At 63.5% G+C, this 22,549-nt stretch carries 19 protein-coding genes and 2 pseudogenes; 10 read left to right on the plus strand and 11 right to left on the minus strand.

Annotated features, from left to right (window positions below):
- Positions 1–539: 539 nt before the first annotated feature.
- Together ABB27_RS10770 and ybaK are read left to right on the plus strand one after the other, a co-directional pair.
- Positions 540–1,025, plus strand: coding sequence for an asparaginase domain-containing protein (locus tag ABB27_RS10770; protein WP_057628731.1), 486 nt, complete (start codon positions 540–542; stop codon positions 1,023–1,025).
- Positions 1,026–1,502 carry a Cys-tRNA(Pro) deacylase gene (ybaK, locus tag ABB27_RS10775; protein ID WP_057628708.1) on the plus strand — a complete coding sequence of 159 codons (477 nt, stop codon included), beginning with the start codon at positions 1,026–1,028 and terminating at the stop codon, positions 1,500–1,502.
- 82 nt (positions 1,503–1,584) lie between these two features.
- Here ybaK and ABB27_RS20365 read toward each other — a convergent pair whose 3' ends face one another.
- From ABB27_RS20365 to sufT, 6 genes and pseudogenes are all read right to left on the minus strand, one after another.
- The gene (locus ABB27_RS20365; protein ID WP_244479213.1) at positions 1,585–1,932 is read right to left on the minus strand and encodes a proprotein convertase P-domain-containing protein; all 348 of its coding nucleotides are present in this window, start codon (positions 1,930–1,932) and stop codon (positions 1,585–1,587) included.
- A 6-nt stretch (positions 1,933–1,938) separates the two neighbouring features.
- Positions 1,939–3,699: pseudogene (locus ABB27_RS10780) on the minus strand (S8 family peptidase); the annotation flags it as partial.
- Positions 3,700–4,164: 465 nt separating this feature from the next.
- Positions 4,165–4,398, minus strand: coding sequence for a proprotein convertase P-domain-containing protein (locus ABB27_RS20370; RefSeq protein ID WP_244479214.1), 234 nt, complete (start codon positions 4,396–4,398; stop codon positions 4,165–4,167).
- A gap of 129 nt (positions 4,399–4,527) precedes the next feature.
- Positions 4,528–6,261, minus strand: a pseudogene (locus ABB27_RS10785) (S8 family peptidase); the annotation flags it as partial.
- A 333-nt stretch (positions 6,262–6,594) separates the two neighbouring features.
- Positions 6,595–7,695 (minus strand): branched-chain amino acid aminotransferase, encoded by a 1,101-nt coding sequence (locus ABB27_RS10790; RefSeq protein ID WP_057628709.1) that lies wholly within the window; start codon positions 7,693–7,695, stop codon positions 6,595–6,597.
- 98 nt (positions 7,696–7,793) lie between these two features.
- Entirely contained in the window at positions 7,794–8,345 is a 552-nt protein-coding gene (gene sufT / locus ABB27_RS10795; RefSeq protein ID WP_057628710.1) for a putative Fe-S cluster assembly protein SufT, read from the minus strand.
- A 107-nt stretch (positions 8,346–8,452) separates the two neighbouring features.
- Here sufT and ABB27_RS10800 point away from each other — a divergent pair, with 107 nt between their 5' ends.
- The 3 genes from ABB27_RS10800 to ABB27_RS10810 all read left to right on the plus strand — a co-directional run bounded on the left by ABB27_RS10800 (position 8,453) and on the right by ABB27_RS10810 (position 12,621).
- Entirely contained in the window at positions 8,453–8,875 is a 423-nt protein-coding gene (locus tag ABB27_RS10800) for a hypothetical protein (protein WP_057628711.1), read from the plus strand.
- 154 nt (positions 8,876–9,029) lie between these two features.
- Positions 9,030–11,984: a TonB-dependent receptor domain-containing protein gene (locus ABB27_RS10805; RefSeq protein WP_057628712.1), complete on the plus strand. Its 2,955-nt coding sequence runs from the start codon at positions 9,030–9,032 to the stop codon at positions 11,982–11,984.
- Positions 11,938–12,621, plus strand: a complete 684-nt coding sequence (locus tag ABB27_RS10810) for a 2OG-Fe(II) oxygenase (RefSeq protein ID WP_083491264.1) — start codon at positions 11,938–11,940, stop codon at positions 12,619–12,621. The genes ABB27_RS10805 and ABB27_RS10810 overlap by 47 nt, the downstream gene beginning before the upstream one ends.
- Here the strand turns inward: ABB27_RS10810 and ABB27_RS10815 are convergent.
- Positions 12,606–14,429: a tetratricopeptide repeat-containing sulfotransferase family protein gene (locus ABB27_RS10815; RefSeq protein WP_057628714.1), complete on the minus strand. Its 1,824-nt coding sequence runs from the start codon at positions 14,427–14,429 to the stop codon at positions 12,606–12,608. The genes ABB27_RS10810 and ABB27_RS10815 overlap by 16 nt on opposite strands.
- A gap of 540 nt (positions 14,430–14,969) precedes the next feature.
- Between ABB27_RS10815 and ABB27_RS10820 the strand changes: the two genes are divergently transcribed.
- Both ABB27_RS10820 and ABB27_RS10825 read left to right on the plus strand, forming a co-directional pair.
- Positions 14,970–15,749 carry a helix-turn-helix domain-containing protein gene (locus tag ABB27_RS10820; RefSeq protein WP_152984539.1) on the plus strand — a complete coding sequence of 260 codons (780 nt, stop codon included), beginning with the start codon at positions 14,970–14,972 and terminating at the stop codon, positions 15,747–15,749.
- Between the two features lie 600 nt (positions 15,750–16,349).
- Positions 16,350–17,297 (plus strand): helix-turn-helix domain-containing protein, encoded by a 948-nt coding sequence (locus ABB27_RS10825; protein ID WP_057628716.1) that lies wholly within the window; start codon positions 16,350–16,352, stop codon positions 17,295–17,297.
- Positions 17,298–17,313: 16 nt separating this feature from the next.
- On the opposite strand, the gene ABB27_RS10830 is transcribed toward ABB27_RS10825, so the two are convergent.
- Genes ABB27_RS10830 through ABB27_RS10840 form a run of 3 tightly spaced genes read right to left on the minus strand, consistent with a single transcriptional unit; the run spans position 17,314 to position 19,543 of the window.
- Entirely contained in the window at positions 17,314–18,750 is a 1,437-nt protein-coding gene (locus ABB27_RS10830; protein ID WP_057628717.1) for an NAD(P)(+) transhydrogenase (Re/Si-specific) subunit beta, read from the minus strand.
- On the minus strand, positions 18,747–19,244 hold the full coding sequence (locus ABB27_RS10835; RefSeq protein WP_057628718.1) for a hypothetical protein: 498 nt from the start codon (positions 19,242–19,244) through the stop codon (positions 18,747–18,749). The genes ABB27_RS10830 and ABB27_RS10835 overlap by 4 nt, the downstream gene beginning before the upstream one ends.
- On the minus strand, positions 19,241–19,543 hold the full coding sequence (locus ABB27_RS10840) for an NAD(P) transhydrogenase subunit alpha part 2 (protein WP_057628719.1): 303 nt from the start codon (positions 19,541–19,543) through the stop codon (positions 19,241–19,243). Before ABB27_RS10840 ends, ABB27_RS10835 begins: the two co-directional genes overlap by 4 nt.
- Before the next feature lie 141 nt (positions 19,544–19,684).
- On the opposite strand from ABB27_RS10840, the gene ABB27_RS10845 reads away from it, so the two are divergent.
- Genes ABB27_RS10845 through ABB27_RS10855 form a run of 3 tightly spaced genes read left to right on the plus strand, consistent with a single transcriptional unit; the run spans position 19,685 to position 21,011 of the window.
- A complete protein-coding gene (locus tag ABB27_RS10845; protein WP_083491265.1) occupies positions 19,685–20,236 on the plus strand; it encodes an RNA polymerase sigma factor in 552 nt (183 codons plus the stop codon).
- 5 nt (positions 20,237–20,241) lie between these two features.
- Positions 20,242–20,583 carry a hypothetical protein gene (locus tag ABB27_RS10850; protein ID WP_057628733.1) on the plus strand — a complete coding sequence of 114 codons (342 nt, stop codon included), beginning with the start codon at positions 20,242–20,244 and terminating at the stop codon, positions 20,581–20,583.
- Positions 20,584–20,588: 5 nt separating this feature from the next.
- Positions 20,589–21,011, plus strand: a complete 423-nt coding sequence (locus tag ABB27_RS10855; protein WP_083491268.1) for a DUF3106 domain-containing protein — start codon at positions 20,589–20,591, stop codon at positions 21,009–21,011.
- A 432-nt stretch (positions 21,012–21,443) separates the two neighbouring features.
- On the opposite strand, the gene ABB27_RS10860 is transcribed toward ABB27_RS10855, so the two are convergent.
- A complete protein-coding gene (locus ABB27_RS10860; protein WP_057628721.1) occupies positions 21,444–22,547 on the minus strand; it encodes an NAD(P) transhydrogenase subunit alpha in 1,104 nt (367 codons plus the stop codon).
- Between the last annotated feature and the right edge of the window lie 2 nt (positions 22,548–22,549).

Below are 22,549 nucleotides of genomic sequence, written 5' to 3' on the forward strand. Positions count from 1 at the left end.
CATCAGTGCCACCGAGGAACAGGCCGCAGCCATCCGCGAAGAACTGGCCGCCATCCAGGGCACCCTGCGCACCCGCATCCTGTACTGACCCGCCTCCGTAGTGCCGAGCCTGTAGAGCCGAGCCATGCTCGGCTGGAGCTTTCCCGGCACCCCTCCCGTGTAGAGCCGAGCCATGCTCGGCTGAGGCTTGCCCGGTGATGTGTCACTAGCCTCTGTGGCAGCGGCATCAGCCACGAGGCCACTGATCCCGTAGGTCGCGGGCCGCCTTTCGGTTTCGGCTGTACCAGCTTCGCGGCTTACGCCGCTCCTACAGGCGGCTCTGCGGCAAGGCCTCTCCGCGGTAGGGCCCCAGCCGAGCATGGCTCGGCTCTACCAATCACCAATCACCAATCACCAATCACCAATGACCAATGACCAATGACCAATGACGCCGCGGCGTGATGCCAGGCAGTGACATGGCCCGGCGCTGCCTCCGGCATTATCATCTGCAGCATCGCGGCACTTGCCGCTGGCAGTCACCGCAAGGATTTACCGCAATGATGGAAGAACTCCTGATCGTCACCACCGGTGGCACGATCGACAAGATCTACTTCGACGACAAGTCCGACTACCAGATCGGCGACCCGCAGATCGGCATGATCCTGCGCGAGCTGGGGGTTACCTTCCGTTTCAACGTGATCCCGATCCTGCGCAAGGACTCGCTGCATATCAGCGACGACGACCGCGAGCTGATCCGCGCCACCATCGCCGCACAGCCAACCCGCCACGTACTGGTCACCCACGGTACCGACTCGATGGTCGCCACCGGCAAGGTGCTGGCCACCATCCCCGGCAAGACCATCGTGATGACCGGCGCGCTGAGCCCGGCGCGTTTCCGTGGCTCCGATGCCGAGTTCAACATCGGCTGCGCGATCGGCGCGGTGCAGTCGCTGCCGGAAGGTGTCTACATCGCCATGAACGGCCGCATCTGGAACCCGGAGCAGGTCCGCAAGAACGTGGACGCCAACCGCTTCGAATCCCTGTAAGTGGCCAAGAGCACCCGCGCCACCGCCGCGTTGGACAAGGCAGGCATTGCCCATGGCGTGCATGCCTATGACTACTCGGCCGATGTCGACAGCAAGGGCCTGGCGGCAGCGCAGGCACTGGGCATCGCCCCGGCGCGGATGTTCAAGACCCTGATGGCGTGGGTGGACAAGCAGCCGCTGATCGCGGTGATTCCCTCCGATCAGCGCCTGTCATTGAAAAAGCTTGCCGCCCATTGCGGCGGCAAGCACGCGCAGATGATGGAAGTACCCGAGGCCGAAAAGCGCAGCGGCTACAAAGTGGGCGGCATCAGTCCGTTCGCACAGCAGCGTCCGGCCAGCGTGGTGTTTGCCGCCAGCGCCGCACAGCAGCAGACGCTATACATCAATGCCGGCCAGCGCGGCCTGCTACTGGATATCGCGCCAGCCGATGCCTTGCAGGCATTGCAGGCCCGCTACGCGGATATCTGCGAAGACTGAGCAGCAAGCCCCGCCACTGACCCTGTCGCGAACACCAGGGCCAGTGCCGCAGCCAGCTCCTGTTTGCATCCGATGGCTTGAACTAGAACGTGATCGACCAGCCATTCAGACGCCCGGCATCACCGCTGGCCTTGTCATGCACACGCAGCGTCCAGATGCCGTTCAAGGCCTCAGTGGAGAGGTCGACCTCGAAGGTCTGCTTGATGTCATCGGCACTGCCACCTTCGTAGTTGCTCAGCAGGTAGGCACTAGCGTCCGGCGCAATCAACTCCACTTTCAGATCACCTCGCCAACTGTGCTGGATATCTACCTGCACCGCTGTCGCAGCAGGTGCATTGGCGGTGCGGCCAGCGACGCTGATTGCGCTATCCACGGTGCGGTTGTCCAGAATCTCCACCGCCTCACTACTGCGATAGGTCTGGGCAGGCACCAGGCCCCAGCTTGCCTTCAGGCTGACGTCCGAATACCTGCTGTATCCGCTCAACATCACATGGTAGGTACCCGCAACCGGAGCGGGGAAACTGCAGCTCTCACCATTGCCGCCCCGGAACGGACGGCAATCGAATACGGAACTGGTCGGCCGGCTACCGGCTCTTACATACAGATCGGCATCCCCTGAGCCGCCGGCAATGCTGATCAGCAGGTTGGAAGCCCCCGGCGGCAGCTGCACCGCGTAATAGCGGTTGCTGCCCTTGCTGCCGCTCACACCGGTCAACGCTACGCCATTGTCCAGCAAAGCAACTGGCTCAGGTTCGGGCCCAGGCGGCAGCGTGCCACTCACTGCTGCTGCCACAGCCGCCTGCGCATTGACGATGCCGGTACCGATCTCCCTGTCCGGCGTCAGAGGAAATGGCGTGGCGGTAGTCTTGATCAGGGCTTCAAGCTGCGCCGGTGTCCTTGCCGGATCCGATACCTGCTGCACCAGGGCCACCACGCCGGCCACATGCGGCGTCGCCATCGACGTTCCGCCGCTGTAACCATAGCTTTCAAGCGAAGGCGTTCTGCTACCGCTATTGAACGTGGAAACAATCATGCTGCCAGGCGCGGCCACATCCACCAGCGGGCCGAAATTGGATTGCAGGGTACTGCTCCAGATCGCGCGCCTGCCCTTGCTGTCGATGGCACCCACCGCGATCACATTGTTGCAGTTGGCCGGTGCCGAATTGCTGGCATCCATGTTGTCGTTACCGGCGGCGATGACCAGGGTTGCGCCGTTGGCCACTGCAGCATTGATCGCAGTCTGGAACGTAGCGCCGCAGGCACCACCACCACCCAGGCTCAGATTGATCACCTCGGCCGGGTTCGCATTGCCCGGCACGCCGGCAACCTCCCCGCCCGAAGCCCACACAATCGCATCGGCGATATCGGACGTGTAACCGCCACAGCGGCCCAACACACGTACCGGCACGATACCCACGCCGGGTGCAACACCTGCCACGCCCTTGCCATTGTTGGTCACCGCCGCAATCGTGCCGGCCACGTGGGTGCCATGCCAACTGGAGCTCCACGCACCGTGGCTGCCGCCACATTGATTGGCTTCCACCCAATCACCCGGATCGCGTGCATCCGCATCACGACCATCGCCATCGTTGGCCATTGCAGGGTCGCTGATGAAGTCATAGCCCGGCAGCACATTGGCATTCAGGTCGCTGTGCTCGGCGACGCCGGTGTCCAATACCGCCACCACCACGCCTGCACCGGTGGAGCTATGCCATGCGGGCACCGCGTTGATGCCATATGTACCGGCAAGACCCCATTGATCATCGAAACGGGGATCATCCGGGGCTGCGCTGATGCCGAGACGGCGATCGATCTCGACGTACTCGACGTTGCGATCCGCCGCCAGCCTGCGCATCAACACTTCGGTCTCGACGCGATCCAGCGGCATCTCGGCGCGCACCAGCTCCGCGCCAGTAGCCAGGCGGCGCAGATGCTGCATGTCGACCGGCCTGCCAGCGCGCAGCGGCAATGCGCGCGAGGCAGCACCCAGAACGTTCGGCAGCGCGGTTGTGCCAGCAGCCTGAGCACTGCCCGGACGAAGTTTGACGATGAATTGCTGATGCGTCGGCGCCGCTTCCAGCCCCGCCAGCTGCATGTCACCGGCAACCGCCGGCGGGCCCAGAAACAGGCAGGCCAACAACACACTGCCAATCACTACAACGCCACGACGAAGCACACACTGCGATATGGAAGACATGGTTCAACCCTTCTGCAGAGGAGGATGCCGCCAATGCGGCACCTGTGCCAGGCTGACGTCGCCATGTGGACCGCAGCGCGTGCCTGGAAGGAACTGCGCGGGCCCGTCCGCTGTTGCCGGCCCGTACGCAGACACTAGGCATACGCCGTAGCCACTCCCATCGGAGTAACACCGAAAGCGCTGTATCCGACGACCTCGAAGCGGCAGTCATCGGCAAGAACACACCCATCAGCCATCGATGATCCTGCGTTCGCCTTGCCGGGAAGCTATCGACGCCTGCTGCAGAACCGCACCCGACGATCCTCCCGCCCTTGACTGGCACCGCCGATACGCAACCGCTGCAGCGCCGCCCCCTAGCAGCTCAATGTAAAAAAGCCCCGGCACTATTGCCGGGGCTTTGAGCTTCCAACGCGCAGCGACGGCATCACCCTGATACCCGTCACCACGCAACCGCCATCTGATCAATCAGAACGTGAGCGACCAGCTGTTGATGCGGCCGGTGTCGCCACTGGCCTTGTCATTGACGCGCAACTTCCAGCTACCGTTGAGGGCCTCGCTGGACAGGTTCACATTGAAGGTCTGCTTGATGTCATCCGTGCTGCCACCGGCATAGTTGCTCAGCACATAGACGCTGCCATCGGGCGCCACCAGATCCACCTTCAGGTCGCCCTTCCAGGTGTGGCTGATATCCACCGCCACCGGTGTGGATGCCGGCGCATTGCCAGTGCGGCCGGAAACCGCAATCGCGCTTTCAACCGTGGCGTTGTCGACGATGTTGACCGCGCTGGCATTGCTGTAGGTCTGCGCGCCGCCGCCACCGCCGGTGCCCCAGCTGGCCTGCAGGCTGACACCGGAGAAGGCCGAGTATGCAGACAACATCACGTGGTAGGTGCCAGCCACCGGCGTCGCGAAGCTGCAGCTCTCCGCATTGCCGGTCTTGTAGGGGCGGCAATCATAGGTGGAGGTGGTCGGCTGGCTGCCGGCGCGCACATACATGTCCGCATCACCGCTGCCACCGGAGCTGGCGATTACCAGATTGGTGGCTCCTGCCGGCACCTGCACGGTGAAGAACTGAGTGCTGCTGGCCGCGCCGGCAAGTCCGGTGATCGGCACGCCGTTGTTCAACACCGTGCCGCCCGGGTTCGGGTTGCCGCCGCCGTTGGCCGCATCCACCACCGCCTTGGCATTGAGAATGCCAGGGCCGATGCTCTGCGACGGCGTGGAAGGGAAGGCGGTGACATTGGCCTTGATCAAGGCCTCGACCTGCGCCGGTGTCTTCGGCGTGGTTGCCACCGCCTGCAGCAGTGCGACAACGCCAGCCACGTGTGGCGTCGCCATCGAGGTGCCGTTGTAGGCGGCATAACTCTCCGCACCCGGCGTGGTAGTGCCGCTGTTGAGGGTGGACAGGATATTGGAGCCCGGCGCGGCGATGTCGATCAAGGCACCGTAGTTTGAGAAGCTCGAACGTGCGCCGGTGCTGGTGATCGATGCCACCGCGATCACGTTGTTGCAGTTGGCCGGCGAAGCGTTGGAGACATTGGTGTTGTCGTTGCCGGCGGCAATGACCAGGGTGGTGCCACGGCTGACCGCGCCGTTGATCGCCGCCTGCGTGGTGCTGCCGCAGGCGCCGGAGCCGCCCAGACTCAGATTGATCACCTCGGCCGGATTGGCATTGGCCGGCACGCCGGACACGCTGCCGCCGGAGGCCCAGACAATGGCATCGGCGATATCCGAGTCATAACCACCGCAGGTACCCAGCACCCGCACCGGCACGATCTTGGCGCCATAGGCTACGCCGGCAACGCCCTTGGCATTGTTGGTGACCGCAGCGATGGTGCCGGCCACATGCGTGCCATGCCAGCTCGAACTCTGCGCGGCATGGATGCCGCCGCATTGATTGGCACTGACCCAGTCGCCCGGATCACTGGGGTCGTTGTCGCGGCCATTGCCATCGTTGGAGACGGTGGTGTCGTTGATGAAGTCATAGCCCGGAAGCAGATTTGCCGCCAGGTCGCTATGGGCCGTGATGCCGGTATCCAGTACCGCCACCACCGAGCCGGCGCCATTGGTCACATCCCAAGCCTGGTTGGCCTTGATGCCATAGGTACCGGAGTAACCCCATTGTTCGCCGTAGCGGGTGTCATTCGGAGTCAGGTTGATGGTGTTGAGGCGATCGACTTCGACGTATTCGACGTTGGGATCGGCCGCCAGCTTACGCATCAGGGTTTCGGCGTCGGCACGATCCAGCTTGGCATCTGCGCGGACCACGTCCGACCCTACCGCCAGACGTCGCAGGTGCTGCACGCCAATGCTTTTACCAGCGCGCGTCGGCAGCGCACGGGCGGCGGATACCAGGGTTTTCTGCAGGGCGGCATCGCCTGCGGTCTGACGGCTGTCCTGACGGTATTTGATGATGAAGCGCTGATGCGTCGGCGCGGAATCCAGACCGGCCAGATGCACATCACCGGCCCAGGCCGGCGCACACAGAAGCAGGGACGACAACGAAGCAGTGCCAACAACTACCAACCCACGAACGAGCGTACGGCGCGATTTGGATGACATTGATGAGCCCTTCCACATTGAGAGGAAACCGCCTGCGCGGCATTGGTCCTACCCGGGGCCCTGCCAGATTCGAAGAGGTTGCTGCCCGGGTAGAACTACCCGAACCAGTCCCCTGTTACCGATCCGTGGGCGGACAGTAAATGGCGGCTGAACCGATGACAAGAGGGTTACAACAGAAACCGTTGCTCCGTCACGTTTACGTATGTGATTGATTCGTAAAGATTATTTTCGAACCCCTTGGTATTACTGGCCTGCGCCGGGGTCGTCCGGACAAAGAAAAACCCGCTGCGACTGACGCCGCAGCGGGTTTTATCAGCGATCCGACTGCGCCGCTCAGGCGTCCAGGCGCACCAGCCAGCCATGACGATCCGGCTGACGGCCGTACTGGATGTCGGTCAGTTCCTTGCGCAGCGACATGGTCACTTCACCGGCCGGCGCGTTGATGTCGCCCACCGAGAAATCCTCGCCCTTGAGCTGGCCGATCGGCGTGATCACCGCCGCGGTGCCGCAGGCAAACACCTCGGTGATTTCGCCCGAGGTCACGCCCTGCTTCCACTCATCGATGGTGACCTGGCGCTCTTCCACGTTCATGCCACGGTCGCGGGCCAGCTGCAGCAGCGACTCGCGGGTGATGCCTTCGAGGATGCTGCCCGACAGCGCCGGGGTAACCAGCTTGTTTTCCTTGCCGTAGACCAGGAACACATTCATGCCGCCCAGTTCTTCCAGGTACTTGCCCTCGACCGGGTCGAGGAACAGCACCTGCGAACAACCCTGCGCCTGCGCCTGCTGTTGCGGCAGCAGCGAAGCTGCGTAGTTGCCACCACACTTGGCCGCACCGGTGCCGCCCTTGGCAGCGCGTGCGTAGTCGGTGGACAACCAGATCGCCACCGGCGCCACGCCCTTGGCGAAGTACGGGCCGGCCGGGCTGGCGATCACGTAATAAGTGGCCTTGTGTGCGCCGCGCACGCCGAGGAAGGCTTCATCGCCAATCATGAACGGGCGGAAATACAGGCTGGCTTCGTCAGCGTCCGATACCCAGTCCTTGTCCAGCGCAACCAGCTGCTTGAGCGACTCGACGAAGATGTCAGCCGGCAGTTCCGGCAGCACCAGACGCCGCGCCGAACGCTGCAGGCGCGCCGCATTGGCTTGCGGACGGAAGGTCCACACCGAGCCATCGGCGTGACGGTAAGCCTTGATGCCTTCGAAGATTTCCTGGCCGTAATGCAATACGGCGGCGGCCGGGTCCAGCGAAATCGGGCCATACGGCGTTACCGCCGCATCGTGCCAACCCGCATCCTTGTCCCAGCGTACGGCCACCATGTGGTCGGTGAAGTGCAGGCCGAATCCCGGCTTTTCCAGGATTTTGGCGCGCTCCTCGGCGCTACGCGGATGATCCGAACGGGTGACATCGAAGCTCAACGAAGACTGGGACACCGGATAATTCCTTCCAGATTGCGGGATGGGACAGCCCCGGTGCCACAGCGGCGCAGGGGGTGCAGCACAAACCGTCACCGGCAGCGGCCGGCACGGGCTTACAGCATGCCAGTTTCCAGGCGCGCCGCCTCGGACATCATGTGACGCCCCCACGGCGGATCGAACACCAGGTCCACATCGGCCTGGGCCACGGTCGGAATCATTTCCAGCTTGCTGCGCACGTCATCGACCAGGATCTCACCCATGCCGCAGCCGGGCGCGGTCAAGGTCATCTTGACATCCACCTCGCGCTGGCCGTCGTCCAGGTGCTTGATATCCACTTCGTAGATAAGCCCAAGATCGACGATATTGAATGGGATTTCCGGGTCGAAACAGGTGCGGAGCTGTTGCCAGACCAGTTTCTCCACATCCTCGTCGCCGGCATCGTCGGGCAGTTCCAGCCCCGGCGGCGGCTCCTTGCCGATGGCATCGCCGTCCTTGCCGGCGATACGGAAGAGATTGCCTTCGACAAACACCGTATAGCTGCCACCCAGTGCCTGGGTGATATAGCCATAACTGCCGGCCGGCAAGGTCACGCTGTCGCCCTGCGGCACCATCACGGCCGGGCAATCACGCTCAAAATGGACTGGTTCGCTGCTACGGGAATACATGTAGATCGATATGGGGACGCGGTGGCTACCCGCAAGACCGCCATTTTATCCGACTGGGCGTACTCGGCGCTGAAACGCTATGCTGCGGAATCTGTTCGGGAATGCCCATGTCGCCTGTTTTCACCTCGGCCAGCCCTACCCGCCACTGGCTCTGGCCCATTTTGTTGTTGCTGGGAAGCATCACCCTCACCATCGCCTGGCTGCTGGTCGCCTTGAGCACTGGCACCCAGGCCGGCTGGATGGCGATATTCGCCGCGCTGGAAGCAGCCTGGATGCTGCGCCTGGGGACGTTCCGTCCGGGCATGGCACGCATCACCCTGACCATCCTCACCACCCTGCTGATCACCCTGGTCGCCAACTGGGGCATCGCTGCGGCCTACGTGGGCGGACCGATGGGCCTGACTCCGTGGGAATCCGCGCTGCGCATGGGTCCCCATTTCGCCTGGACGCTGCTGTCGCTGGCCAATGGCCTGGGCGAGCTGATCTGGCTGGGCATCGCCCTGCTGGTGGGCTGGCGCGCGGCGCGCTGACTCTCGGCTGCTCGCAGCCTTGCTGAGAGTTTTTCGGGGAAGTGAAACAAAATGTCATTTTTTGCACATTGGCTGCAGCCTGATCCGCACATTACCGACGGTTAAAAATTTGTAATTTCGTGACTCCCTCGCACCACTCTGCGGAGAGTCATACGTGAGTATTCAGCCACTGAGTCAAGCTGTTCGCCGCGCCCTGCTACCCATTTCTACGGCCGCCCTTGCGCTGGGAGCGGCCGGCAGCGCCCTCGCCCAGGCTCCCGCCCCCAAGGAAGAGGCCACCAACCTGGACCGGATCCAGGTCACTGGCTCACGCATCAAGCGCGCCGATCTGGAAACCTCCAGCCCCGTATTCACCATTGACCGCCAGAACATCGAAAGCTCTGGCGCAGCCACGGTGGGTGAATTCCTGCAGCGCACCCCGGCTATCGCCGGTGCCGCAACCAACCCCCAGGTCAACAACGGTGGCGGCGCTGGCGCCGCGACGGTCGACCTGCGCGGACTGGGCGTGAACCGCTCGCTGGTGCTGGTGGATGGCAAGCGCTGGATCGGCACCATCTCCAACGCCAATGGCGCGGTGGACGTGAACTCCATCCCGATGGCGCTGATCGAACGGGTGGAAGTACTGAAGGATGGTGCCTCGGCCATCTATGGCTCCGATGCGATCGGCGGCGTGGTCAACTTCATCCTGCGCAAGGATTTCGAAGGCGTGGAAGCCAGTGCGTTCTACGGCATTTCCTCGCGCGGTGATGCCGATACCCAGCGCTTCGATGCCACCTTCGGCCTGGCCGGTGAAAAGGGGCACCTCATGCTGGGCGCCAGCTATGACAAGGAAGACTCGGTCAGCGCTGCCGACCGCAGCTATTCCAGTCAGCCCTACCAGCTGTATGCAGGTGAAAAAGGAATTGGCGGTACCAGCCGCATCCTCACCGGCCGCTATGTAGTGCCGCGTGATGTCGCCATTGCCCGCGGCACCATCCTGGATGCGAACTGCGCCCAACCCAGCGCTACCAATCCCAACCCCAACGTAGTGTTGACCCGCATCGACGGGCAACCGGGTACCTCGGCGTCGAACTTCCGCTGCTTCAACGGCAATACCGACACCTACAACTTCCAGTCGGATGGCAACCTCAACCTGACGCCGCAGGAACGCACATCGTTGTTCATGAGCGGCAACTACCAGCTCACCGACAACATCGAAGCCTTCATGCTCGGTTCGTGGATGCGCACCGAATCGTCGTTCTTCATCGCCCCGTTGCCGTTTGATGGCCGTGCCGATGTCGATGACGTGATGATCAGCAAGGACAGTCTCTACAACCCGTTCGGCGTGGACATCACCGATGCGCGCCTGCGCCTGCGTGATTTCATCCCCACCCGTACCACGCGCTTTGAAACCGAGACCTACCAGATTACCGCTGGCCTGCGCGGCGTGTTCGGTGACAGCACCTGGAGTTGGGATGCGTCCTACGGTTACGGCCGTACACCGCAGTCATCCACCGTGCGCGGCTATCTGATCGGCCAGGGCCTGAACGATGCGCTGGGGCCGTCGATGATCGACCCGGCCACCGGCAACCCGATCTGCGTGCGCACACCCGGCAATGCGGCAACCGCCATCAACGATTGCATCCCGGTCAATTTCATGGGCCCGGCGCCGGACCCGAACACCCCGACCGGGCAGGCCCAGCTGGCCGCATTGGAGTTGATCAACCCGACCATCCACAGCACCAGCGAAAATGACCTGAAGGTCTTCAACGCCAACGTCACCGGCGACCTGTTCAGCCTGCCCGCAGGCGCGGTCTCGCTGGCTGTCGGCGTGGAGCGCCGCGTCGAGTCGGCCAGTTCCAGCGCCGATTTCCTGACCATCATCCCGCCGGGCAAGACGGTTTGCCGCATCACCCAGGAAGCCTGTACCGGCGGCGACATCGACGGCAAATTCGATGTCAACGAAATCTATGCCGAGGCCCTGATCCCGCTGTTGGCCGATGCCCCGTTCGCAGAGAAGCTCAACGTATCGCTGGGCACCCGCTATTCGGACTACTCCAACTTCGGCGCCACCACCAACTCCAAGATCGGCGTGGAGTGGAAGCCATTCTCCGACCTGCTGGTCCGTGCCACCTACGCCGATGTCTTCCGCGCCCCGACCATCGGCGACCTGTATTCACCCACGGTGCCCAGCGCCAACACCTATGCCGACCCCTGCAATGGCTATGAAGGCGGCAACCCCGCGGCCTGCGCCGGCGTACCCACCGACGGCTCGTTCCAGCAGAGCAACAATCAGGTGACCTCGTTCCAGGTCTCGGACCCGAACCTGAAGCCGGAAGAAGGCGACGTACTGACCTACGGCTTCGTCTACAGCCCGAGCTGGCTGGAAGGCTTCAGCGTCACTGCCGACTACTGGCGGGTGAAGCTGGACCAGTTCATCGTCAACCTGCCGGAGAACATGCTGCTCAACCAGTGCTTCAACTTCGGCCGCTTCTGCGACACCTTCATCCGCGATGCCAATGGTGATGTTGCTCAGATGACCAACCTGATCGGCAACTACGGCTCGATGAAGACCTCGGGCATGGACCTGGGCTTCCGCTACCAACTGCCGGAAGGCGCATGGGGCAAGCTGGTGTGGAACCTGGACACCACCTATCTGGCGCAGTACGACGTGCAGCTGGTGGCAGGCGACCCGACCAGTGATGTCGGTGCCTTCCCGGGCATTCCGCAGAGCACTGGACTGGCCGGCACCTTCGTCGACAATGCCTCCTCGGGCTTCGGCAACATGGCGCGTTGGCGTGCGCTCAACGACCTTACCTGGTCGCGTGGCAACCTCAGCGCCAGCCTGACCACGCGCTATGTGCACCACGTCTACGAAGCGCCCGACGTGGCCGACGTCAAGGATCCCGGCTACGTTGCCAAGCGTCGGGTGCCGTCCTACACCCAGACCGACCTGCAGATCGGTTACCGCTTCGAGGATCTGAAGAACAGCTCCATCCAGATCGGCGTGCGCAACCTTACTGACCGCCAGCCGCCGTTGATCTATTCTGGCTTCAACGCCTCGACGGATATGCGGACCTACGATGCAATCGGCCGTTTCTACTGGATGCGCTGGACTGCCCGCTTCTGAGCCCGCAGCAGCAACAAACACATCCGCCGCGGCCAATGCCGCGGCGGATGTTCATGGCAGTGACCTGCGCCACTACATACGCAGCTACGACCACAGCCTGCCGCCGGAGATGTGCGGAAAATTGATCGAGTCATTCAACGGGCTTTCGCGTTTCCAGCAAGCCAACGGCCGCGGCGTCCGGCCCGGGCTGGATGACAGCGCCTGGACCGAGATGGATGTAAGCCGCCTCTCCGATGCCGGCTTCCTCTCGTTTTTCCGGCAGCTGATCAGCAATGCGCTGCAGCGCTACAACGCCGATGTTGGCCTGCCCCTTGCCATCCCCGACAGCCCCTTGCTCAGCCCATTGATCATGAAGCGCTACCGCGCCGGCAGCGACGAGAAATTCCAGACCCACTTCGATTCCATCAATGAGGTCTGCGACCGGTACCTGGTGTTCCTCTGGTACCTCAATGATGTCGAGCACGGCGGACAAACCTGGTTCCCCAGCCTGCAGACCGGCGTGGCTCCACGTGCGGGGCGGTTGCTGATGTTCCCGCCTTACTGGATGTATGCCCATCAGGGAAGGCCATCGCCCGAACAGGACAAATACATCCTATCCACCTACCTCAGGTTCCCCCAGCGTCAATCCAGCGAGTAGCCAAAGCACTGCACCCAGGGCTCAAGCATGGCCAGCGTCTGCGCGTTGAAATAGGTGCGATAGCTGCGCCACCTGCCCACTGCGCCGGCATTCAAGGGCTGCACGACCTGTGAGTAACTGGGGGTATTGATGCGACGGCTGCGTGCACCTGCATGGCTGTCGAAGGAAAGCTGCTGTTGCTGCACCGGCTGCGACAGGAATGCCATCAATGCAGACAGCTGCGCGGGCAGGTCAGCGACCATATCTTCGTAGCGCAGCACGTGCACACGCGCCGGCGCGAGCATCCGCTGCTCATGCCACCAGCCCATGACTTCCACATAGGTGCGTGCGGTGGACTCCAGCGAGCTGAATGCCATGGCCCCACCATTGATACCGAATGCCTGCATATAGCAGCTGAGCACGCAGTCACAGGGATGACGCAGCAGCAGCAACCAATCCGCATGCGGAAACAGGCGGGCCACATAGGGCAAGCGCGTCATTGTCAGCGGATACTTGTCGACCAGTCGCCCCTGCGGCACGAGGTGGCGGCGCACCTCATTCCAATAGCATCGCCGCGCCGCGGCAATATCGGCCGGACTGAGTGCATCCAGTGCCGCGCCAAGATCATCGTCCTGCCAGCCCGGCAATGCCCGCAGCTGCGCTATCGCCACCTCCAGCGCAGGGCGCTCATCCAGCACATCCAGCTCCGAGTGCGCGTCCAGTATCCGCTCCAGCAGCGTTGTACCCGAACGCGGGAAGCCAACAAGAAATACCGGATCGCGGGGCAGCGCAGCATCGGTCGCCGCCTGAGCCCAGGTTTCCGATGCGGGACGCAGCAGCCGCTGCTGCAGCCACTGCAGCACCGGTACGGTAGTGGCGTCGGGCGAGCGCTGCTGGAATGCTCTTTCAGCAGCGTTGTGGGCCGACGCCAGCGCCAGCATGGCCGGCTCCGCCTGCCCAAGCTGATCATGGTTGCGTGCCAGCTCGAACTGCAGCTGCGCCTGCATTGCCGGCGCAAGATCCCGCTGCAAGCCTGCTGCCAGCCTCCCGATCGCCAGGCGCTGCTGTTGCTGCCTGCGCAGTACCCGTGCAGCCGCCAGTTCGAGCATTCCCGCCGCGCCCTGCGCGTGTTCCGGACCAACGGCCCGCAATACCTGGTCCGCCTCTTCCACCCGGTTCAGCCGCTCCAGCAACAGCGCAAATTGAATCCGGGCCTGGCCTGATTCCGGTGCCTGCGCGATCACCTGCCGGTACAACTGCTGCGCAGCCTCATCGCTGCCCGCCTGCGCCAACAACCACGCCAGGGCCTGCCGCTCACCGAGATTCAACGCATCGGCGCGCACGCCTTGCAGACATGCGGCGAGATCTTCAAAGCGCTCCAATTCGGCGAGGCTCTGCGCATATGCCAGACGCACATCCATCGCCTCGGGCTCGCTGGCCAATGCCGCTGCCAAAAACCCACTGGCATCGTTAAAACGCGCCTGTCCCAGCAGCGCCAAGCCATACCCCAACAACCAGGCAACATCAGCCGCGCCCAGCGCGCGTGCACGTTCAAAGGCCACGCCAGCGGCGGCCGCGTCTTCGCTCTCAAGACAGACATTGCCCAAGTTCATCCAGGCACTCACTGAATCCGGCTGCAGCCCGGCAGCACAGGAAAACCACTGACGGGCTTCCTGCAGCCTTCCCTGCCCGGCCAAGGCCATGGCAAGCACCTCCATTGCCGGCGCGAAATCCGGCGCATCGTCGAGTAGACGACGCATCGCGGCTTCGGCCAGGTCCTGGCGGCCTTGCTGAAGATTCTCCACTGCGCTTTCCAGCTCAAGCTGCATCCACGTCCCCGGCGGTTATAAGCGAATCCATCCAGACCACGGTGAAATCTTCATTTTTGGCAATCCAAGCGCAAACGCGTGCATGTACCCACACTATGTCAGCACGCAGCATAGGCACTGTTCGGGGACTTGGTAAGTCACTCTTCTCTCTGCACAGGTCAGACCTTACTCAGCCCAAACGCAGTGGGCACGATGGTCGGCCCCGAACCTACCCGGCAGATGCCGGGTTCTTTTTTAACAGCCGCAACGAAACACATTGGCGGTCATTCTGAAATTTTCATTCTCGTTGCCAGACTGCAACTGTCATGCGATGTTTTCGTCGTGTTCCGGGTACGGCTGTTCAACTGAATTCTCGACCTTCCTTTCAATTCGATCGATCGATCGGACGGTGAAGACGAAGTGAAGATCCAACACCATTGCATCCACGGCTCCCATGCACTGGATCTGTCCAGTCAGCCCACCACGAGCGTGCACGCCACAAGCTGCTCCGGGCGCGGCGCCCGCGTACTGGTTCCTGCCGGCTGGATAAGCGTCACCCTGGTGCTGACCGGCCTGCTCGAAGTCAGCAGCGGCGATGCTCCCTGGCAACTGATGGCCCACCACCTGCAGTTATGGCTGGAAGGCGAACTGCGCATCACCAGCCGCAGCCCTGCCTGGTGGCTGTGCATCACCGCACCTGCTGCGTTGTGGGAGCGGCTACCGTGCTCTCCGCCCGTCAACAACCATCTCATCCCTCGCGAAATGAACTGCGACCGGGAGCTCGCAAGCGCCGTGCTGCACATGGCGCGCAAACGCTGTTTCAACAACAGCGATGCAAGCGCAGTCCAGGATGGCATGTTGCTGCTACGGGACACGCTGGTGGAACGGCAGCAACCCTTGCATGGCCAACTCAATCGCTGCAGTGGCCGCACCGCATTGCGGCGCCATCAAACGATGTTGCGGCTGCTGCGCGTGCAACACCTGATCCGCTGCAACATGGAGGCACGATTGGATCTCAATCGCCTGGCCGCGATTGCCAACTACTCACCGCCCCATCTGATCCGCATCTATCGCGAAGTATTCGATGAAACGCCGTTCGAATACGCCACCCGCCTTCGGCTCCAGCGCGCATGGCACCTGGTATGCACCACCGAGCTTTCGATCTGCGAAATAGCCGGTGCGCTTGGATTTGAGACCGAAAGTGCGTTCTGCCGATCCTTCAAGCAAAGTTTTGCCTGTACCGCCAGCCAAGCGCGTCGAAATCATGCGCCGGGGAGTTCCGCGGGCATATGCAGCCCGCCGATGGAACGCGACGCACCGCCGCAACTTGTAGCACCGTGATCTCCTGCTGAAGCGACTGCGCGGCTGCGGCCAGCCGCGCCCTGACTGCAGTCATCGCAATTCAAGCGCACGCAGCCTGCCGTGCAGGTTGCCCATTGCAAGTGCGTGATGCACGACGCCCTGCCGCCAACGAACCGATGGACACGTCACCTCGGACGCTTGCAACCAGTGCCTCCACGTGAGCCTTGATGCAGGCCGCCGCGTATTGCTGCAGCGGCATCATGTCTACTTGGCGCACCATTTCCATGGCTGCCATGGCTGGACGCACGCAACTCCGGCCCATGATTGAACGGCGGATACAGCCGCGCACACCCACTGGGCAAAGCAGCTCCCGGCTTGCCTCGCCTCTCTCAGAGCACCCCGGCTACTGTACGGCGACGTCCTTTTTCGTGTCCCCAATTCAGCAAGCTCCCGGCACAGCTGAGCACCCTTTTCGCATGTACAGGTGAGGTATCTGACAGCTGCCTGCGTCTGAACTGAGTAGAGCTTCACAAAAGCTCACACGACAGCCGGGAAATACCCCGGTTACAGCGCGCAAGGCCGCATAGCGCGGCTTGGCGTCCGTCGCCAGTTCATGCAGCTACTCAGGGGGAAGACGCAGTGGGCATCAAACATCATTCGATTCAGGGCGCGCAGTCGCTGGATCTATCCATGCAGCGGCCGGATTGCATCCATGCCATCAGCGGCCGCGGCAAAGGTGGGCGTCTATGGGTGCCAGCCGGCTGGATAAGCCTCACGCTGGTGTTGGAGGGCAGCCTGGAGTTGAGCAGCGGCGAGCTGCCTTGGATGCTGGCCACCCGCCAGATGCAACTCTGGACCGATGGCAGCGTGCGCCACAGCTGCCGCGAGCAGGGCTGGTGGCTATGCATTGCCGCACCTGCGGTGCTTTGGCAGAAGCCCCCCAAAAGCACCGCATCGATCATCAACTGCCTGATTCCGCGCGAGCTGGCCTGTGACAGCGAACTCGCACGTGCGGTGGTGCACCTGTGCCGCCCACGCTGGTTCAGGCACGGCAACGAATCACAGGACCCCGCCTACAAGCTCGGCTTGCTACGTGACGCATTGATCGAACGCCAGCAGCCGCTGCACAGGCAGCTTGAACGTTGCAGTGGCCGCACCGTGCTGCGTCGCCACCAGACCCTGCTGCGGCTGTTGCGCGTGCAGCACCTGATCCGCTGCACCATCGACAACCGTCTGGACCTGATCAGTCTGGCCGCGGTGGCCAACTATTCGCCCACCCACCTCATCCGCATCTACCGCGATGTCTTCGGTGAGACCCCGAGCGAGTACGCGGTGCGCCTGCGCAACAAGCGCGCATTGGACATGGTCTGCACTACCGAACTGTCGGTTTGCGAGATTGCCGAATCACTGGGCTTTGAAAGTGAAAGCGCGTTCTGCCGCGCGTTCAAGCATGCCTTCGGCTGCACCACCACCGCCGCGCGCCGCGGCCAGCAGGTACAGCTCAGCGCGTTGGCTACGCCCAGCCTGATGCGCCCGAGCAACAGCCGGCCGGCGCCGGCGGCAATGGAATGGGCGGTGGCCTCCTGAGCCCCGCCCACCGCCCTCAGTGCCCGCCATCCAGCGCCTTGAGTTCACTGACCAGCGCGCTGGCCGCCTCGGCACCATCGCCGTACAGCATGCGCGTGTTGTCGGCGTAGAACAGCGCGTTCTCGATGCCGGCAAAACCGGTGCCCTTGCCGCGCTTGATGACGATGGTGTTCTTCGAGTTGACCACGTCGAGGATGGGCATGCCGTAGATCGGGCTGGTCGGGTCGGTCTTGGCGACCGGGTTGACCACGTCGTTGGCACCGATCACCAGTGATACATCGGTGGTGGCGAACTCGGGGTTGATGTCGTCCATGTCGGCAATCAGGTCGTAGGGCACGCCCGCTTCGGCCAGCAGCACATTCATATGCCCGGGCATGCGCCCGGCCACCGGGTGGATCGCGAACTTCACCTTGACCCCGCGCTCGATCAGGCGCTGCGCCAGTTCCCAGATCTTGTGCTGGGCCTGGGCCACCGCCATGCCGTAGCCAGGCACGATCACCACACGCTCGGCGAAGGCCATCATCGCCGCCACATCGGCAGCCTCGATCGGCTTCTGCGTGCCACTGATTTCCGCGCCCTGCCCGCCACCGCCGAAATTGGAGAACAACACGCCGCTGATCCGCCGGTTCATCGCCTTGGCCATCAAGCGGGTCAGCAGGATGCCGGCAGCACCGACCATCATGCCGGCAATGATCAAGGCCTCGTTGCCAAGCACATAGCCTTCAAATGCGACCGCCAGGCCGGTGAATGCGTTGTACAGCGAGATAACCACCGGCATGTCGGCGCCACCAATCGGCAGCGTCATCAACACGCCCAAGGTCAGCGCCACCACAAAGAAGCTGATGATCGCCAGCGGCTGCAGGCTGACGGCAGCCCACACACCGAGCACCACCATCGCAACGGCGACCAGCAGATTGAAGACCTGCTGCCCGGGAAAAGTGACGCGCTTGTCCAGGCGGCCATCGAGCTTGGCCCAGGCGATGATCGAACCGGACAAGGACACCGCACCAATCGCCGAGCCGATCACCGCCAGGGCAAGCACGGTGGTCGAGGGCAAGCGTGCCGACAGATCGGCAATGGCCTGTGCGCTCCAATGGCTGGTATCGCGGTTGGCCAGCTCGGAGAAGCGCAGCAGTTCCACCGCGCCAATCGCCGCCGCCGAGCCACCGCCCATGCCGTTATAAAGCGCCACCATCTGCGGCATGTCGGTGATGGCCACCTTCTTGGCCGACACCCAGGCCAGGCCGGTGCCCACCACCAGTGCCACCGCGATCAGCGCGAGGTTGTGCAACCCCGGCAGGAAGAACGTGGCCGCGGTGGCGATCAACATGCCGGCGCCGGCCCATTGGATGCCGCTGCGCGCGGTCTTGGGCGAGGCCATGCGCTGCAGGCCCAGCAGGAACAGCGTCGCGGCAACCAGATAACTCGTATTGACCAGGATCGATATGCTCATGCACCGGCCTCCGGAGCCGTGTCGATGGGGCGAGGAGACTGCTTGTCGAGACGATGGTGTTCGCGCATTTCGATGGCGGTTTTCAACAGGCCGATCATGCCCAGGCCAAATGCCACCAGACCCAACGCCAACTGCGACAGCGCGGTGTTCGTGGCCAGCGCGGCCCCCACCAGCCCCAGCACAATCGGCAGCAGCGCCTGCGCGCTGATCAGCCACAGCATCAACCGCCCTTTATGGGGGTCCTGCCAAACCTTCTTCGACATCTTGTTCTGGGTTTTGGCCGGATCCTGCAGCGAGGACATGCCTACGCCCACGCCGGCGTACAGCAAGGCATTGTTGTAGGCGTCGAGCATGCCCTCCATGCCTGTGAACAAGGGCCGCGCCGCATAGGCGAAGGCCACCAGCAAGGCCGGGTACTGCAGATAGCTGAGCCACTGGAAGAACTGCCGGGCATCTGTCGAGGCGCCGCCTGCAGCCGCCGGGGAAGCACTCACTTGCCCTTCCCTTCAGGCTTCTTCGAGCTTTTGAACATGTCCAGCATGCGCTCGGTCACCACGTAACCACCGGCCGCATTGCCGGCGCCCAGTGCCACCGCGATGAAGCCGATGATCTTCTCCAGCGTGGTGTCGGCATGGCCAAGCACCACCATCGCGCCAATCAGCACGATGCCGTGAATGAAGTTGGAACCGGACATCAAGGGGGTGTGCAGGATCACCGGCACCCGCGAAATGATCACGTGGCCGGCAATCGCTGCCAGCATGAAGATATACAACGCTACGAACCCGTCGCTCATTGCTTGGTCTCTCCGAGGCTGGAAGCGCCTGCCCGGCATCATAACCATGAGGCCGAAGCCGGCGCGACCGTTGCGTTGTCAACCGATTGGGCGCCCGTGCGTTATCACTCCCAGACACGACCACGATCGGGACGCTACCCTGTGCTGGTGACCAGCCCACCCCTGATGCCGCCTGCTGCTGTACCTGCCTCGCTGGACGCCTTTCTGGCCGGCATCGGCCCGCGCGCATTCCGCTTCGCCGAGGCTGGCCTGCGCCAGCGCGATGACGCCCTGGACGCGGTCCAGGACGCCATGGAGCGGATGCTGGGCTACCGCGAGCGGCCCGCGGAGGAATGGACGCCGCTGTTCTGGAGCATCCTGCGCCGGCGCATCATCGACCTGCAGCGGCGCCGCAGCTTCCGCCTGAAATTCTGGGCACCGCAGGAAGATCATGACCAGGACAGCGCCATCGACTGGGCCGATGAAACCCCTGGCCCGGCGCAGACACATGAACAGCAGCACGACTACGCACAGCTGGTTCAGGCACTGCGCCAGTTGCCGGCCCGCCAGCGCGAGGCATTCAGCCTGCGCGTGCTGCAGGAACTGGATGTCGCCACCACCGCCAAGGCCATGGGCTGTTCGGAAGGCTCGGTAAAAACCCACCTGTCGCGCGCGCGCGACGCATTGCAGAAACAACTGGAGGCCGCGCGGTGAACCGCATGCCTGATTCCCACCAAGACTTCGATCGCCACGCCAGACAGTTGCAGCAGCAGGCCGATGCGGCCTTGTCCGCAGCCACCTTGGCGCGGTTGCGGCAGGCCCGTCAGCAGGCCAGCACGGCAAATGCACCTTCGACATGGCGCCGCCATCGCTGGTGGCTGGCCACGGCCTGCTCGCTGCTGCTGGCCGTGCCGGTGGCGCTGCAGTTCAACACCAGCACGCCACCTGCTGCGCCGGTGCTTGCCAGCAACGGCAGCGACGCGGGCGATGACACCCTGCTGCTCGACGAAAGCCCCGAGCTGTACCTGTGGCTGGGCTCCGACAACCTGGCGATGGAATGAACATCATGAAGACCACACTCCCCGGCCTGTTGTTGCCGCTGCTGTTGCTCTGCGCCGTCGCCCCGGCGCTGGCGCAACAGCCCATGCCCGAGTGGGACCAGCTCACCCCGGCCCAACGCGAAACCCTGATCGCACCGATGCGCGATCGCTGGAATGCCTCGCCCGAGCGCCGCCAGCGCACCTATGAGCACGCCCGCAGCTGGCAGCAGATGACGCCGGAACAACGCGAGCAGGCGCGCCGCGGCATGCATCGTTTCGAAAACATGTCACCCGGGCAGCGCCGCGACGCGCAGGCCCTGTTCGACAAGATGCGCGGCATGGACAAGGACCAGCGCCAGCAACTGCGCGAACAGTGGAACAAAATGAGCCCGGAACAGCGCCGGCAATGGGTGGAAGCCAATCCGCCAGCACCCCGCTCCCCGCACTAACCCCCCTTGGCCTGCGGCCAAAGGGAGTGCCGCGCAGGCGAATGTAGTGCCGAGCCATGCTCGGCAAGGGGCTTGCCCAGCAATGCCAGCGCCATTGTAGGAGCGGCGTCAGCCGCAAAGCCGGCGACACGCGAACGGCCTAAAAGCCAACCCCTCCCCAACCCTCCCCTTGGCCTGCGGCCAAAGGGAGGGGCGATGCGTCACGCAGGCGAATAGCAAATGTAGTGCCGAGCCATGCTCGGCAGGAGCTTGCCCGGCAATGCCAGCGCCTTCCATGCCATCCACCCACATTGTGTGGAGCGGCGTTAGCCGCGAAGCTGTCCTCAATGAGGTGGCAGACACAACCGCATCCCGATGGACAAATGGCTTCGCGGCTTACGCCGCTCCCACAAGGTCCAGCGGGGAAACATCAGCGGCGGCCAACTTGACCAGTCAGACCGGCGGAATCTCACCGCCCGCCGGGCGCTGCGGCCACACGGTCTTGGCCAGCAGCTCATCATTCCAGTCGAAGGAAATCCTGCCGTCCTTCAGGAACAGGGCGACGAAGTTGTACACATTGCGCGCGAACATTTCGCTGGCGTGTACCGCTCCCATGCTGGCCAGATTCAGCGGACCGGCAACGGTCACGCCGCCCACCTCGATGGTCTGGCCAGGCTGGGTGGCCTCGCAGTTCCCGCCGGTTTCAGCAGCCAGGTCGACGATCACGCTGCCCGGGCGCATGCCCGCCACCATTGCCGCGGTAACGATCTTCGGCGCCGGACGCCCCGGCACCGCAGCGGTGCAGATGACAACATCCACACCCTTCAGATGTTCGGCCAGGCGGCGCTGCTGCTCTGCCCGCTCTTCTTCGGTCAGCGCCCGGGCATAACCGCCCTCGCCCGCCGCACTGACGCCCAGGTCCAGGAATTTGCCGCCCAGCGACTCGATCTGTTCGCGGGTTTCCGGGCGCACGTCGAAGCCTTCCACCGCTGCGCCCAGGCGCTTGGCGGTGGCTACTGCCTGCAGGCCGGCAACACCGGCACCGACAATCAAAACCTTCGACGGGCGGATGGTGCCGGCAGCGGTGGTCAGCATCGGAAAGAAGCGCGGTGCCAGCTGGGCGGCGATCAAGGTCGCCTTGTAGCCAGCCATGCCCGCCTGTGAACTGAGCACGTCCATCGCCTGCGCACGGGTGGTGCGCGGCAGACGTTCCAGCGGGAATGTCTGCAGCTGCCGCGCCTGCAAGGCCGCCGCGCGCGCCGGATCGGCTTCGGGCTGCACGCCGCCGACCAGTACCGCGCCGGCCTTCAGCCGGGCGATGGTTGGCAGCGACGGTGCCTGCACGCACAGCAGCAGGTCCGCGTTTTCCAACGCATCACCCAACTGTGCACCTGCATCCACATAGGCCTGATCGGGGAAGCCCGCGGCCGTACCTGCGCCAGCCTGCAGGTGTACCTGCGCGCCGGCCGAGACAAGCTTCTTCACCGTTTCCGGCGTGGCAGCAACGCGCCGCTCGCCCTCGGCAGTTTCCTTCAACACCCAGACATCAACGGCCATTC

The organism is Stenotrophomonas terrae (assembly GCF_001431465.1).
In the GTDB taxonomy this organism is placed as follows: Bacteria; Pseudomonadota; Gammaproteobacteria; order Xanthomonadales; family Xanthomonadaceae; genus Stenotrophomonas; species Stenotrophomonas terrae.